The 12096-nt window shown below is 65.0% G+C and carries 12 protein-coding genes; 9 read left to right on the top strand and 3 right to left on the bottom strand.

Features of this window, described 5'->3' with window-relative positions:
• Positions 1–4 precede the first annotated feature (4 nt).
• From G6N27_RS12390 to G6N27_RS12370, 5 genes are all read left to right on the top strand, one after another.
• Positions 5–835, top strand: a complete 831-nt coding sequence (locus G6N27_RS12390; RefSeq protein WP_163776594.1) for a coniferyl-alcohol dehydrogenase — start codon at positions 5–7, stop codon at positions 833–835.
• On the top strand, positions 823–1812 hold the full coding sequence (locus G6N27_RS12385) for a cyclase family protein (RefSeq protein ID WP_163776593.1): 990 nt from the start codon (positions 823–825) through the stop codon (positions 1810–1812). The genes G6N27_RS12390 and G6N27_RS12385 overlap by 13 nt, the downstream gene beginning before the upstream one ends.
• Before the next feature lie 7 nt (positions 1813–1819).
• Positions 1820–2653, top strand: coding sequence for an alpha/beta fold hydrolase (locus G6N27_RS12380; protein WP_163776592.1), 834 nt, complete (start codon positions 1820–1822; stop codon positions 2651–2653).
• A gap of 120 nt (positions 2654–2773) precedes the next feature.
• Positions 2774–3889, top strand: a complete 1116-nt coding sequence (pstS, locus tag G6N27_RS12375; RefSeq protein ID WP_163776591.1) for a phosphate ABC transporter substrate-binding protein PstS — start codon at positions 2774–2776, stop codon at positions 3887–3889.
• A 44-nt stretch (positions 3890–3933) separates the two neighbouring features.
• Positions 3934–5814, top strand: a complete 1881-nt coding sequence (locus G6N27_RS12370) for a serine/threonine-protein kinase PknD (protein WP_163781722.1) — start codon at positions 3934–3936, stop codon at positions 5812–5814.
• On the opposite strand, the gene pstA is transcribed toward G6N27_RS12370, so the two are convergent.
• From pstA to pstS (G6N27_RS12355), 3 genes are read right to left on the bottom strand one after another with little or no spacing between them, the layout of a single operon-like run.
• Positions 5807–6748, bottom strand: coding sequence for a phosphate ABC transporter permease PstA (gene pstA / locus G6N27_RS12365; protein WP_163776590.1), 942 nt, complete (start codon positions 6746–6748; stop codon positions 5807–5809). The genes G6N27_RS12370 and pstA overlap by 8 nt on opposite strands.
• Positions 6745–7719, bottom strand: coding sequence for a phosphate ABC transporter permease subunit PstC (gene pstC / locus G6N27_RS12360; protein ID WP_163776589.1), 975 nt, complete (start codon positions 7717–7719; stop codon positions 6745–6747). The genes pstA and pstC overlap by 4 nt, the downstream gene beginning before the upstream one ends.
• A gap of 3 nt (positions 7720–7722) precedes the next feature.
• The gene (gene pstS, locus G6N27_RS12355; RefSeq protein WP_163776588.1) at positions 7723–8835 is read right to left on the bottom strand and encodes a phosphate ABC transporter substrate-binding protein PstS; all 1113 of its coding nucleotides are present in this window, start codon (positions 8833–8835) and stop codon (positions 7723–7725) included.
• Between the two features lie 239 nt (positions 8836–9074).
• On the opposite strand from pstS (G6N27_RS12355), the gene G6N27_RS12350 reads away from it, so the two are divergent.
• From G6N27_RS12350 to G6N27_RS12335, 4 genes are read left to right on the top strand one after another with little or no spacing between them, the layout of a single operon-like run.
• On the top strand, positions 9075–9890 hold the full coding sequence (locus tag G6N27_RS12350) for an SDR family NAD(P)-dependent oxidoreductase (RefSeq protein ID WP_163776587.1): 816 nt from the start codon (positions 9075–9077) through the stop codon (positions 9888–9890).
• Between the two features lie 44 nt (positions 9891–9934).
• Complete coding sequence (locus G6N27_RS12345; protein WP_163776586.1) at positions 9935–10597, top strand: TetR/AcrR family transcriptional regulator; 663 nt, start codon at positions 9935–9937, stop codon at positions 10595–10597.
• A 12-nt stretch (positions 10598–10609) separates the two neighbouring features.
• Positions 10610–10804, top strand: a complete 195-nt coding sequence (locus G6N27_RS12340; protein WP_163776585.1) for a ferredoxin — start codon at positions 10610–10612, stop codon at positions 10802–10804.
• 3 nt (positions 10805–10807) lie between these two features.
• Positions 10808–12052 carry a cytochrome P450 gene (locus G6N27_RS12335; RefSeq protein ID WP_163776584.1) on the top strand — a complete coding sequence of 415 codons (1245 nt, stop codon included), beginning with the start codon at positions 10808–10810 and terminating at the stop codon, positions 12050–12052.
• Positions 12053–12096 lie beyond the last annotated feature (44 nt).

The raw sequence follows: 12096 nt of genomic DNA, 5'->3' as shown, positions 1-12096 counted from the left end.
ACACTTGGCAAAAATCGACGAGCTGTGGCGTTACGACGGGCGCCGCGTGGTGGTGACCGGGTGCGCGTCGGGCATCGGCGCGCACCTCGTCCGGCAGCTCACCGAGCTCGGCGCCGACGTCGTCGGGTTGGACAAACAGCCGCCGGGCGCTGACGTCGCGGAGTTCCACGCCCTCGACCTCACCGACCCCGCGTCCATCGACAACGCGCTCACCGCGATCGGCGGACCCGTCGACGCGTTGTTCAACGTCGCCGGCGTGTCCTCCGGGATCGGCGATCCGCTGCGCGTCGTCACGATCAACTTCCTCGGCCTGCGCCATGTCACCGAAGCGATGCTGACCAAAATGCCGGCCGGGTCGTCCATCGTCAGCGTCTCCTCGCTGGCGGCGCGCGACTATCGCGAGCATCAACTGCTCGTCGCCGGTCTGTTGGACACCCGCACGATGTCCGACGGAATCGACTGGTGTCAGCGTCATCCCGACGCCCTGGCCGACGGGGGCTACCGGTTGTCCAAAGAAGCGATCATTCTGTACACCATGCAGAACACCGCGGCGCTGGGCGCCAACGGGATCCGGATCAATTGCACCGGGCCGGGTGTCACCGAAACCCCGATCCTCGATCAGCTGCGCTCCGCCTACGGGCCGGCTTTTCTCGACGACATCCCCAAGCCGCTGGGCCGGGTCTCCGATCCCGAAGAGCAGGCCGCCGTTCTGGTGTTCTTGAACAGCCAGGCCGCCAGTTACATCTCGGGCCAGGTGCTCTGGGTCGACGGCGGCAATCTCGGCGCCGCGACGGCACGCGAACTCGAGGAAGGCCGCAACCTGTGGCCGGCCTGACCGACTTCCGCCGAGTCGCCGGCGAGGTCCGCAACTGGGGAAGGTGGGGCGACGACGACGAACTCGGCACCCTCAACTTCATCACCGCCGACAAGGTCGCCCAAGCAGCCAGTCTGGTCAAGCACGGCAAGGTGTTTCCCTTGGGGGTGGACTTCGGTTCATCGGGCCCGCAAGGCGCATTCAAATACCGGCACAACCCCATTCACACGATGACGGTCGATGGTGGCGACGCGCGTTCACTGCCACGGTTCGGTCTGGATTGGTCCGCCAACTCTGCCGCCCAACAAATGGCGGGGTACTTCCAGGACGACCTCTTTCGCTTCAACGACGACATGGTCGTCATGCCGCTGCAGTGCGCCACCCAGTGGGACGCGCTGTCGCATGTGTACTACGAGGACCAGCTCTACAACGGCTTTCCAGCCGACTCGGTGACCAGCTTCGGTGCGCTGCACTGCGGTATCGACAAGGTCGACGGCAAGGGCATCACCTCGCGCGGGGTCCTGCTCGACGTGGTGCGGCATCGCGGGGTCGAGACATTCCTCGAACTGGGCAATCCGATCACCCCTTCCGAGTTGGATGAGGTGGCTCGGGCGCAGGGGGTCACGGTCGGCCGAGGTGACATCGTTGTAGTCAGAACTGGTTGGTGGGCAAGGTTTTTGGAGACGGGCGACGGCGGCGAGCCTGGCTCGGGTTTGGACTGGCAGTGCGCATCCTGGCTGCATGACCACGACATCGCTGCGGTGGCTGCCGACAACCTGATGGTCGAGGACCCGATATCCGGGGTGCAGGGAACATTGCTGCCCATGCACATGCTGTGCCTGCGGGACATGGGGCTGATGCTCGGCGAGTACTGGGATCTCAACGCGTTGGCGGCGGATTGCGCCGCCGACGGAGTGTATGAGTTTCAGCTCATCGCACCGCCACTGAGATTTGTCGGCGCGGTGGGTTCTCCGGTGAATCCCATCGCGATCAAGTAAGGGCAGCATGGATATTCAGCACAGGACCGCGGTCGTCGATGGTCTGATCACCGGCTATCTTGAAGCCGGCGACGGTGACCCGGTCATCCTGCTGCACGGCGGCGAGTTCGGCGTCAGCGCCGAAATCGCTTGGGAGCACACCGTACCGGCGCTCGCCGCCGAGTACCGGGTGCTGGCTCCGGACATGCTGGGATTCGGGCAGTCGGCCAAGGTCATCGACTTCAACGATGGACGCGGCATGCGGATTCGCCACATCGCCCGGCTCTGCGAAGTGCTGGACATCGACTCGGCGCATTTCGTCGGCAACTCGATGGGTGCCATCAACCTCTTGGTCGACGCCACCTCGGAGTCACCCGTCTTGCCGATGCGCAGCCTGGTGGCGATCTGCGGCGGCGGCGACATCCAGCGCAACCAGCACATGGAGGCGCTGTACGACTACGACGCCACGCGGCCGGCCATGCGCCGGATCGTCGAGGCGCTGTTTCACGACCCGTCGTATCCCGCCGACGACGACTACGTCGGGCGCCGCTACGAATCGAGCGTCGCGCCCGGAGCCTGGGAGTCGCTGGCCGCGGCGCGTTTCCGGCGCCCCGGCGCACCGCCGCCGCCGAGCCCGTCGAGCAAGCGCGCCTACCAGCGCATCACGGTTCCGTCGCTGGTGGTCGAGGGTGGCTGCGACAAGCTTCTGCCACCCGGATGGGCCAAACAGATCGCTGATCAGATACCGCAGGGGCGCTCAGCCGTCGTCGACGCGGCCGGCCACTGCCCGCAGATCGAGCAGGCCTCAATCGTCAACGAACTGCTGCTCGAATTCTTCGCCAGTGCCGGTCCGACCAGCTGATACGCCCACACGCAAAGCTGCCACAAAGGCGGCATTCATCTTTTATTAAGCTCCAGGCGGTTTGCTGTTAACGGTAAGTTGTCCCGTTACAACCAGACGGCGCGCCGAACAGGAGTTGTTGTGAAGTCCACCCGATGCACCGCGGCGCTGAGCCTGCTGGTCGTCGGCGTCCTGCTGTCGGCGTGCGGCGGGAACAACAGCGCCTCGACCCCGTCGTCCGGGTCGAATCACTCATCGGTGCCGGTCAACTGTGGCGGCAAGAAGAAACTCATGGCCAGCGGCTCGACCGCGCAGACGAATGCGATCGAGCAATTCGTCTACGCATATATCCGCGCCTGCCCGGGTTTCACCATGGACTACAACGCGAATGGCTCCGGCGCCGGCGTGCAGCAGTTCGTCAGCAACGAGACCGACATCGGCGGCTCGGACAAACCGCTGGACCCGGCCAAGGGCGAACCCGAGCGGGCGCAGCAGCGGTGCGGTTCGCCGGCCTGGGACCTACCGGCGGTTTTCGGTCCGATCGCGGTCACCTACAACCTCGACGGCGTCACGACATTGAACCTGGACGGCCCCACCGCCGCGAAGATCTTCAACGGCGCCATCACCACGTGGAACGACCCGGCCATCAAGGCGCTCAACGCCAGCGTCAACCTGCCCGCGACGCCGATCAACGTGGTGTTCCGCAGTGACAAGTCCGGCACCACATTCAACTTCCAGAAGTATCTCGCCGCCGCCTCCGACGGGGCCTGGGGTAGAGCCACCGACGAGACGTTCGACGGCGGCGTCGGACAGGGCGCGGCCGGTAACGAGGGCACAGCGGCGGCGCTGCGATCCACCAATGGAACGATCACGTACAACGAATGGTCATTCGCGGTCGGCCACCAGCTGAGCATCGCCCAGATCGTGACGTCGGCCGGTCCGGATCCGGTGACGATCACCACCGACTCGGTGGGCAAGACGATCGCCGGGGCCAAATTCGCCGGGCAGGGCAATGACCTGGTGGTCGACACGTCGTCGTTCTACAAACCGGCGCAGGCAGGCGCCTACCCGATCGTGTTGGCCACCTATGAGATCGTCTGCTCGAAGTATCCGGATTCCGCGACCGGCGTGGCGGTGAAAGCGTTCATGCAAGCCACCATCGGTGCAGGGCAGGACGGCCTGGACCAATACGGCTACATCCCGATGCCGAGCTCGTTTCAATCGAAATTGGTTGCGGCCGTGGACGGTATCTCGTGAACACGGGTTCTCGAGTCGGGTCGTGGTTCGGGCCCTATCGGCTGATGCGGCTGCTGGGCCGCGGCGGGATGGGCGAGGTCTACGAGGCCGAGGACACCCGCAAGGGTCGCGTTGTCGCGCTCAAGCTGATTTCGCCGCAATTCTCCGACGACCCGATGTTTCGTACCCGGATGCAGCGCGAAGCCGGCGCCGCCGGCCGACTGACCGAGCCGCATGTGGTGCCGATCCACGACTATGGCGAGATCAACGGGCAGCTGTATCTGGACATGCGGCTGATCGACGGCGCCAACCTCGCTGCCGTGCTGAAGCGGACCGGGCCGATGAGTCCGCCGCGGGCGGTGGCCATCGTGCGGCAGATCGCGGCAGCACTGGACGCGGCGCACGCCGGTGGGGTGACGCACCGCGATGTGAAGCCGGAGAACGTGCTGATCACCGGCGACGACTTCGCCTATCTGGTGGATTTCGGGATTGCACGCGCCGCCGCCGACCCGGGGCTGACCCAGACCGGTGCGGCGATGGGCACTTACAAGTACATGGCACCGGAGCGGTTCAGCGACAACGAAGTCACCTATCGCTCCGACATCTACTCGCTGGCGTGCGTGTTGGGCGAATGTCTCACCGGGACACCGCCGTTCCGCGCCGACAGCATTGAACGGTTGGTCGCCGCACATCTGATGGAACCCGCCCCCCGGCCCAGCCGGCTGCGGCCCGGACGGATCCCCGCGGCGCTGGATGACGTGGTCGCCAAGGGCATGGCCAAGAATCCCGCGGAGCGTTACCTCAGCGCCGGTGACCTGGCCAACGCAGCCCTGCACGCACTGACCGCACCCGAACAGCACCAGGCCGAGAGCATCTTGCAGCACACCGAGGACGCCGCCAATGCTCACACCCTGATTCGCCCGGCCGCCGCCGCCGGCACGGGCGCCCGTAGTTGGGCGGCGCCCCCCGCCGGCGGGGGCGGCTGGAGCAGTTACCCCCCGGCCAACGCGACACCGGACGGCGCCCACCAACCCGACTTCACTCCCAGCGGGCCGCCGCGTCGCGACAGGCGCAAGCTGTGGATGCTGATCGGCGCCGCCGTCGTCCTGCTCGTCGCTGCGTTCGGATATGTCGTCAGACCGCACCACGGCGCGTCGACGGCCGAGGCGTGCGGGCAAAATGTGTTGCCGTTCAACGGACTCAACTTCCGTCTCTCACCCGGCGGGGTGGCAGTGGATTCGGCGGGTGCCGTGTACGTGACCAATCAGGGCATGTACGGCCGGGTGGTGAAGCTGACTCCTGGGTCGGATACGCCGACGGTCCTGCCGTTCACCGGTCTGTACCAGCCCCAGGATGTGGCGGTGGATTCTGCCGGAGCGGTGTATGTCACGGACTTCAACCACCGCGTCGTCATGCTGCCGGCCGGATCCAACAACCAGACGCAGCTGCCGTTCACCGGCCTGAGCTACCCCGAAGGCGTGGTGGTCGACAGCGCCGGCAACGTCTACGTCGCCGACCGGGGCAACAACCGTGTCGTCAAGCTACCGGCCGGCACCAACACCCCGACCGTCCTGCCGTTCAACGGTCTGAATAATCCCGACGGGGTGGCCGTGGACGGCGCAGGCGATGTCTACGTCACCGACTCCGACAACAACAGAGTGGTGAAGTTGGCGGCAGGCTCCAGCGAGCAAACGGTCTTGCCGTTCAACGGAATCGGGGTGCCCTGGGGCATCGCCGCCGACGGCGAAGGCAATGTCTTCGTCAGCGAGCACGACAACAATCAGGTGCTGAAACTGCCCGCCGGCTCCAACGTGGCGACCCCGCTGCCGCTCGACGGCCTCAACACACCGCTGCAGCTCGCGCTCGACAAAGACGCCAATGTGTACGTGGCCGACCGTGGTAACGACCGGGTGCTCAAGCTTCTGGTGGCCGGGTGCGCTAAGTAGTCGCGCGACCGGCCCGCTTGGCCTTGGTCAGCGCCACCGGATTCGTCATCAGCCGACTGGCTACGGCGGCCATCAGATAGATCAGCGCGACGACGATGATCAACGTCAGTGCGGCACCCCAAACCCGCAGGAATCCGGCATGTTCCGGGTTGTTGAGTTCGGAGTAGATCAGCAACGGCAGCGACGCCATATTGCCGTTGAATATGTCGAAGTTGACCGATCGGCTGTAACCGACCAGCACCAGCACGGGTGCGGTCTCGCCCATTACTCGTGCGATCGCCAACAGTACGCCGGTGATGATGCCCGGCAACGCGATCGGGACGACGATGCGCATGGTGGTCTTCCACTTGGGAATCCCTAACGCGTAGCTGGCTTCTCGCAGATCGTTGGGCACCAGCCGGAGCATCTCCTCGTTGGAGCGCACCACGACCGGCAACATCAGCAGGACCAGCGCGAGTGACACCGCGAACCCGCTCTGCTGAAATCCCATGGTGGCGATCCAGAGGCTGAAGATGAACAACGCCGCCACGATCGAGGGCAGCCCGGCCAGCACGTCGACCATGAAGGTGGTGTATCGGGCCAGTCGGCTGGTCTGATATTCGGCCAGGAGCACCGCGGTCATGAATCCCAGTGGCACAGCGATAATAGCCGCCACAGCTGCCTGGGCCACCGTGCCGAACAGTGCGTGATAGACCCCGCCGGCAAACTGCTCGGGCAGCACCCCGCGCAGTGAGTGGCTCCACCAGCCGGGCTGTGTGATCGCGAACCAGCCTCGTTGCACGACAATCCACAGCAGCCAGACCAGTGGCACCAACGCGATGACGAACGACGCGACGAAAAACGTTGCCGCGACTCTGTTTTTGAGCCTTCGACCGATACTGATCGGCGCGACGGCCGACGCCTTGACAGGCACGCTGAGCCGCGGCCCGCTCATACTTTGACCGCCCTGCCGACGACCGCGCGCGCGGCGGCGTTCACCAGGAACGTCAGGACGAAGAGCACGAATCCAGCCGAGATGTACGCTCCGGTGGGCAGCGGTTCGCTGAATTCGCTTGCCGCGGAGGCAATTTTAGACGCAAACGTGTAGCCGCCGTCAAACAGTGACCACGCCCCCGCGGAAGCGGACGCGCGCAGGATGATCAGCACCGCAACGGTTTCGCCCAGAGCGCGACCCAACCCGAGCATCGATGCGGCCACGGCTCCGCTGCGACCGAACGGCAGCACGGTCATCCGTACCACCTCCCATTTGGTCGCGCCCAGCGCCTGCGCGGCTTCGGTGTGGCTGGTCGGGGTCTGCCGGAACACTTCGCGCGACACCGAGGTGATGATGGGCAGGACCATCACTGCAAGCACCACGCCGGCCGTGAAGATGTTGCCGCCGCCGGCCATGGACACGTCGCCCGCCTTGAAGAGAAACAGCCACCCGAGCTCGCGGTTGAGCAGTGACTCGATCGGTTCGAGCTGCGGAGCCAGCACGAAGATTCCCCATAACCCGAAGACGATCGACGGCACCGCGGCGAGCAGATCGACGATCGCGCCGAAGGGGCGTGACAATCTGGCCGGTGCGTATTGGGTCAGGAATATCGCGATGCCGATCGCAATCGGTACCGCCAGCGCCATCGCCCACAGCGAGCTCAGCACCGTCACCATGAACAGGTCGCGGATGCCGAACGCCAGGTTGCCGCCGGTGGTGTCGAACTGCGCGCTGGTGAAGAAATTCGCGTGGTTGGCGCGCAGTGCGGGGATCGCTTTGATCAGAAGGAATATCCCGATCATCGCCATCGCGATGATGACCGTCGAACCGGCCATGGCGGCGAGCGCTTTGAACACTCGGTCACCCACCCGCGCCCTCGGCTTTTCGCTGGTTTTAGGCACGGGCACCGCCGCGGTCGACGTGAGGGTCATCGCTCAGGAGATGGCGTTGACCGCTGTTGACAGCCCTGTCTTGAAACCGTCGGGGATAGGGATGTAGCCGTTGTCCGCCAGGCCCTTCTGGCCGGGTCCGATCGTGGCCTGCAAGAACGCCTTGACCGCGGTGCCGACCTGGCTGTCGGAGTACTTCGAGCAGACAACCTCATACGTCGCCAACACGATCGGGTACGCGCCCGCCTGCGTCGGCTTGTAGAACGACAGCGTGTCGAGGATCAGGTCGTTGCCCTGACCTTTGATCTTGGCGCCGGCGATCGTCTTGCCGACCGAATCGGAACTGATCGCTACCGGGTCGGGTCCTGCCGATGTGACGATCCTGGCCATGTTCAGCTTCTGGCCCTGGGCGAACGACCACTCGTTGTAGGTGATCGATCCGGGAGTGCTCTTGATCGCCGCGGAGGTGCCGTCGTTGCCCTTGGCGCCCTCACCGACACCGCCGCTGAAGGACTTTCCGGCGCCCTTGCCCCACGCCCCGTCGGATGCGCCGTCGAGGTAGTGCTGGAAGTTGTCGGTCGTGCCCGACTGGTCACTGCGGAACACCACGTGAATGGGCAGATCGGGCAGCGTGGTGCCCTTGTTGAGTGCCCCGATTGCCGGGTCATTCCAGTTCTTGATCGCGCCATTGAAGATCTTCGCCGTGGTCGGCCCGTCCAGGGCCAGCGTGGTCACGCCGCTGACGTTGTAGGTCACCGCGATCGGCCCGAACACCACCGGCAGATCCCACGCGGGCGAACCGCACCGCTGCTGCGCCTTGGTGTGCTCATCGTCGCTCAGGGCCGAATCGGATCCACCGAAGTCGGTCTGTTTGCCGACGAACTCGTTGATTCCGGCACCCGACCCGTTGGCCGTGTAGTTCAAGGTCTGACCCGGGCACGCCTGCTCGAAGGCGTTGACGAACCGAGCCATCGCATTTGCCTGCGCGGTGGACCCGCTGGCTTTCAGGGTCTGCTTTCCGCCGCAGTTAACGCCCGACGCCGACGACTTCGACGTTGCGTTGCCTTCGTTTGCGGTGTTGTTGTCGCCACACGCGGACAGTATGAGTGCGCCGGATGCCAGCACGCTCAGCGCTGCGCCAAATCGGTTGAGTCGCAAATCGATTCCTTTGAACGGTCGGGTTGATGAGTTTCTTTCACTGCGCCACGGGACCAAGCCGGACCGCAAGCCAGTGCCGACAGTCGGAAGCGTGGCTGCTCTAAACGAACGCTGGGAGGATTTGAAGTAAACAAATCGGCTCACCACGCCGAACGTAGCACCGCGGTCTACGTCGCAACTTGGCGCCGCATAAATCAATCACTTGACTTAAGTAGCGCTGCGCCGATTAACTCATCGACATGGTCAACGAACTGATCGGCAAGGTCGCGATCGTCACTGGCGGCGCCTCGGGCATCGGTGCCGGCATCGTCGAAAAGTTCGTCGCCGAGGGCGCACGGGTGGTGATCGCCGACATCGAACGCGATCGCGGCGAAGACTTCGCCGCCACGATCGGCGCCGACGTGACGTTCCGGTCGGTCGACGTCTCCGACCCGGCGCAAGTCGGCGCACTGGTCTCGAGTGCCATCGAGACCTTCGGCCGCCTCGACGTGATGGTGAACAACGCCGGCATCTCCAGCAAGATGCATCGCAGTTTCCTCGACGACGACCTCGCCGACTTCCAGCGCGTCATGGCGGTGAACGTCCTCGGCGTGATGGCGGGCACCCGCGATGCGGCGCGGCAGATGGCGACCAGCGGTGGCGGGTCGATCATCAACATGTCATCGATCGGAGGGATCCAGGCCGGCGGGGGAGTCATGGCCTACCGTGCATCCAAGGCGGCGGTCATCATGTTCACGAAGTCGTCCGCAATCGAGCTGGCGCACTTTGATGTGCGGGTCAACGCCATCGCGCCGGGCAGCATCCCCACGCCGATCCTCGCGTCGTCGACCTCGGGCAAGACGCGTGAAGAACTCGAACGCTTCGAGCAGAAGCTCCGCGCGCAGATGCGCGCCGACCGCCCGCTGCAACGCGAAGGTACGCCCGAAGACGTGGCCGAGGCCGCGTTGTATCTCGCCGGCGACCGGTCCCGTTACGTCACGGGCACCGTGATGCGCGTCGACGGCGGAACGGCCGCCGGGAAAGTCGTACGCCGTCGGAGCGAAGAAAAGAATTAAATCAATCACTTGACTTAATCAGTGGGGTGGCGTTGACTGGCCGGGTGACTACTGCGAGGGCCGCGCGCAGCGAGCGGGCCAGCACCACACAGGAGGCGATCCTGACCGCGGCCGAGCGGCTGTTCGCCGAGCATGGTGTTTTCGCCGTTTCCAACCGCCAGGTCAGCGAGGCTGCCGGGCAGGGAAACAACGCCGCGGTCGGCTATCACTTCGGCACCAAGACGGATCTGGTGCGGGCCATCGAGCAACGGCACCGGGAACCGATCGAACGTCTGCGGGAAGACATGGTCGCGCGGACCCTGCAGTCCGATGAGGCCGGCGACATGCGGAGCTGGGTCGCCTGCCTGGTGCGCCCGCTCACCGATCACCTTGCGGCTCTGGGCAATCCGAGCTGGTACGCGCGCTTCGCCGCGCAGGTGATGACCGATCCCGCGTACTACAACATCGTCGTCAAGGACGCGCTGTCGTCCGACTCGCTGGTTCAGGTGATCGACGGGATCAACCGGTGTCTTCCCGAACTTCCGGTCGACGTCCGGGTGGAACGCAATCTGATGGCGCGCAACCTTCTGATGCACACCTGCGCGGATCGTGAACGGGCCTTGGCCGCCGGCGCATCCGCGCCCTGGTCGTCGTGGGAGGCGGCCGGGACCCGTCTCATCGACGCGGTGGTGGGTCTGTGGCTGGCGCCCGTCACGCCGCACGATTAGAAGAAGTTGATGATGAAAGTAACTGTGGATCAGGACAAATGCGCATCATCGGGAAATTGCGTGATGCATGCGCCGGAGATCTTCGACCAGCGCGACGATGACGGAGTCGTCGTCGTTCTCGACGAGAACCCGCCCGCCGATCAGGCCGACAACGCTCGCAAGGCCGAGGCAGGCTGCCCGGCACTAGCCATCCACATCGAGGAGTGAGAAGTGTCCGACACGCTCACCGGTAGCGCCACCGAGACGATCCCGGACGTCCCGGAATATCCGATGGCACGGGCCGCAGGCTGCCCGTTCGCACCGCCACCAGACGTGATGGCGCTTGCCGAGGCGCGGCCGCTGTCCCGAGTCAAGATCTGGGACGGCAGCACCCCGTGGCTCATCACCGGATACGAGGCGGTACGAACGCTGTTCTCCGACTCGCGCGTCAGCGTCGACGACCGGCGCCCCGGCTTTCCGCACTGGAACGAGGGCATGCTGTCGACAGTGCACAAGCGTCCGAGGTCGGTCTTCACCGCAGATGCCGAGGAGCACACCAGGTTTCGCCGGATGTTGTCGAAGCCGTTCACCTTCAAGCGGGTCGAAGGTCTGCGGCCGGCGATCCAGCAGATCACCGACGACGCGATCGATGCCATGCTGGCTGGGCCGCAGCCCGGCGAGATCGTCTCGGCGCTTGCCCTGCCGGTGCCCTCACTGGTGATCAGCCAACTGCTCGGCGTGCCCTACGAGGACGCCGAGATGTTCCAGCACCACGCCAATGTCGGCCTCGCGCGGTATGCCGCCGCCGAGGACACCATGAAGGGCGCGATGAGCCTGCACAAGTACCTGGCTCAACTCGTCGAGGCCAAGATGGAAAATCCGGCCGAGGATGCGGTGTCGGATCTGGCGGAACGGGTCAAGGCCGGCGAGCTCAGCGTCAAGGAGGCCGCGCAGCTGGGCACCGGCCTGCTGATCGCCGGTCATGAAACCACCGCCAACATGATCGGTCTGGGCGTACTGGCGCTGCTGCAATATCCCGACCAGGCGGCGGTGCTGCGCGAGACCGACGACCCGAAAGTCGTTGCGAACGCCGTCGAGGAACTGCTGCGCTACCTGTCCATCATCCAGAACGGCCAGCGCCGGGTTGCGGCTGAGGACATCGAAATCGCCGGTGAAGTCATCCGTGCCGGCGAGGGCATCATCATCGACCTGGCCCCGGCCAACTGGGATGCCGAGGAATTCACCGAGCCCGATCGGCTGTACCTGCACCGCTCGGGTGCCGGCCAACACGTCGCGTTCGGTTACGGTCGGCATCAGTGCGTCGGTCAGCAGCTCGCCCGGGCCGAACTGCAGATCGTTTTCCACACTCTGTTCCGCCGGATTCCCACGTTGGAACTCGCCGTGCCGATCGACGACATTCCGTTCAAGCACGACCGACTCGCCTATGGCGTCTACGAACTGCCGGTGAACTGGTGAAAACGCTCGCCAGCCGACCCGGGATAACTAGTCTCGAAAATATA

It is taken from the genome of Mycobacterium cookii, from assembly GCF_010727945.1.
Lineage (GTDB): Bacteria > Actinomycetota > Actinomycetes > Mycobacteriales > Mycobacteriaceae > Mycobacterium > Mycobacterium cookii.
This window is presented reverse-complemented; position numbering and strand designations above follow the sequence as displayed.

What these genes read in the sequence shown, in the direction of transcription:
- G6N27_RS12380 (WP_163776592.1), top strand. Translation starts at nt 1,820, where the DNA reads ATGGATATTCAGCACAGGACCGCGGTCGTCGATGGTCTGATCACCGGC.
- G6N27_RS12370 (WP_163781722.1), top strand. Translation starts at nt 3,934, where the DNA reads ATGCGGCTGCTGGGCCGCGGCGGGATGGGCGAGGTCTACGAGGCCGAG.
- pstA (WP_163776590.1), bottom strand. Translation starts at nt 6,748, where the DNA reads ATGAGCGGGCCGCGGCTCAGCGTGCCTGTCAAGGCGTCGGCCGTCGCG.
- pstC (WP_163776589.1), bottom strand. Translation starts at nt 7,719, where the DNA reads ATGACCCTCACGTCGACCGCGGCGGTGCCCGTGCCTAAAACCAGCGAA.
- G6N27_RS12350 (WP_163776587.1), top strand. Translation starts at nt 9,075, where the DNA reads ATGGTCAACGAACTGATCGGCAAGGTCGCGATCGTCACTGGCGGCGCC.
- G6N27_RS12340 (WP_163776585.1), top strand. Translation starts at nt 10,610, where the DNA reads ATGAAAGTAACTGTGGATCAGGACAAATGCGCATCATCGGGAAATTGC.